Below are 2188 nucleotides of genomic sequence, written 5' to 3'. Positions count from 1 at the left end.
CGCCGTGGTGCTGGGTGTCGCCCTGGCGCGGGGCCGGGGCGGTGGGCTGCGCGGGCGGCAGCGTCCCGGTGCGCTCGGGGGCGTGCGCCGTGGCGGGCAGGTGCGGCGCCGACGGGGTGGTAGCAGTCGTCGCGGCCCAGCGGGACTGGCCCTGCGGCTGCTGGCCCTGGTGCTGCTGGGTCTGGTGCTGCTGGGTCTGGTGCTGCTGGGTCTGGTGCTGCTGGGTCTGCTCGGCCTGCTGCGGCGGCGCGGCCTGCGGGGCGGGCTCGGCGGACTTCTGGGTGCCGCGGGAGAACACGGCGGGCTCGAGCTTCTTGTGGGTCGGTGTGCCGCCCTCGAAGCCGGCCGCTATCACGGTGACCCGCACCTCGTCACCGAGCGAGTCGTCGATCACGGTGCCGAAGATGATGTTCGCCTCGGGGTGCGCGGCCTCCTGGACCAGCGACGCCGCCTCGTGGATCTCGAACAGACCGAGGTCCGAGCCGCCCGCGATCGACAGCAGCACGCCCTGCGCGCCGTCCATCGACGCCTCGAGCAGCGGCGAGTTGATCGCCTTCTCGGCGGCCTGCACGGCGCGGCCCTCGCCGCGTGCGGACCCTATTCCCATCAGCGCCGACCCGGCCCCGGACATGACCGACTTGACGTCGGCGAAGTCGAGGTTGATCAGTCCGGGGGTGGTGATCAGGTTGGTGATCCCCTGGACACCGGAGAGGAGCACCTCGTCGGCGGAGCGGAAGGCGTCCATCAGCGAGACGCCGACGTCGCCGAGCTGCAGGAGCCGGTCGTTCGGGATGACGATGAGGGTGTCGCACTCGTTGCGGAGCGCCTGGATGCCCTCCTCGGCCTGCCCCGCGCGACGGCGCCCCTCGAAGGTGAACGGGCGGGTGACGACACCGATGGTCAGCGCGCCGAGCTTGCGGGCGATCGAGGCGACGACGGGTGCGCCGCCGGTGCCGGTGCCGCCGCCCTCGCCCGCGGTGACGAAGACCATGTCGGCCCCCTTGAGGACCTCCTCGATCTCCTCGGCGTGGTCCTCGGCGGCCTTGCCCCCGACCTCGGGGTTGGCGCCGGCACCGAGGCCGCGGGTCAGCTCACGACCGATGTCGAGCTTCACGTCGGCGTCGGACATGAGGAGGGCCTGGGCGTCGGTGTTCACCGCGATGAACTCGACGCCCTTGAGGCCGACCTCGATCATCCGGTTGACGGCGTTGACGCCGCCGCCACCGATGCCGACCACCTTGATCACTGCCAGGTAGTTGTGCGGGGGCGTCATGCGCGGCACCTTCCAGTCGCTCGGGGTCCGGGGTTCGGGTGGGTCAAGCTCCGGGTGCCCCGGGCCTTCGGGTGCGCACGCTAAGTGGAGTGCGGTGCCCGGGTCCAGCAGGCGCGCCGCACGACGACAACACCCCGCCCGGGTGGTTCGACCTCGCTGCCGGTGGAAACCCGTACGGTCGTCGTACGGTCACCCGCCGCGACCATCGGGTCGGGTGCGGCGGGTCAGCGCTGCCGGACGGTGACCAGCGACGGGCTGGAGACGTCGTAGACGGCGCCCTCGCGCTGCAGCACCGGTCCGAGGACCCGGGCCCGGGCGGCGGTCCGGTCGGTGTCCGGCCACGGGCCCCACAGGACCCGCCGGTCCTCGGTGAGCCCCAGCTCGAAAGTGGATCCGCCCCCGCCGAGCGACAGCGACTGCACCTGGTCGCGGACCGGGACCGGCAGTGCCTGCAGGACACCGACCGCGGCGAGGGTGGCGGGGTCGTCCGGGGCGACGCGCGGCAGCTGGAGCCGGGGCAGCCGCACGTCGGGCGGGGCGTCGCGGTAGACGAATCCCGTGACGTCGACGAGCTTCGGTCCGTCCGGGGTGTCGAGCAGCGCGGCCGGGGTGCGTTCGGTCACGGCCACCACCAGGGTGTCCGGCCAGGACCGGTCGACCTCCACCGCGGCGACGCCGGGGATGGCCGACACGCGGGCGGCGACGCCGTCGGTGTCGACCGCGGCGAGCGGGACACCGGTCTGGTCGCCCGCGGCGGCCTCGACGTCGCGGACGGGGATCTGGCGGGTGCCGTCGACCCGCACGGTGGCCACCGGGGGGCCGTACCGGCCCAGCGCCCACCAGCCGGCCGCGGACACCCCGAGGAGCACGACGGCGGCGGTGGCCAGCAGAGCGACGAGGCGACGGCGCCGGTAG

General features: G+C 74.1%; 2 protein-coding genes. Both read right to left on the bottom strand.

Going from position 1 to position 2188, the window contains the following annotated elements:
• Window positions 1-1273, bottom strand: a 1273-nt coding sequence (ftsZ, locus tag GTW08_RS26405) for a cell division protein FtsZ (protein ID WP_237454215.1), incomplete at its 3' end; no start/stop codon positions are given.
• 224 nt (window positions 1274-1497) lie between these two features.
• Window positions 1498-2188: cell division protein FtsQ/DivIB (locus tag GTW08_RS26400; RefSeq protein WP_161152676.1), on the bottom strand; the 691-nt coding region annotated here is incomplete at its 5' end.

The sequence above is a fragment of the Pseudonocardia sp. SID8383 genome (assembly GCF_009864975.1).
GTDB classification, from domain to species: Bacteria; Actinomycetota; Actinomycetes; order Mycobacteriales; family Pseudonocardiaceae; genus Pseudonocardia; species Pseudonocardia alni.
Note: the sequence above shows the minus strand (reverse complement) of the source record. Positions and strands in the feature narration are given on the sequence as shown.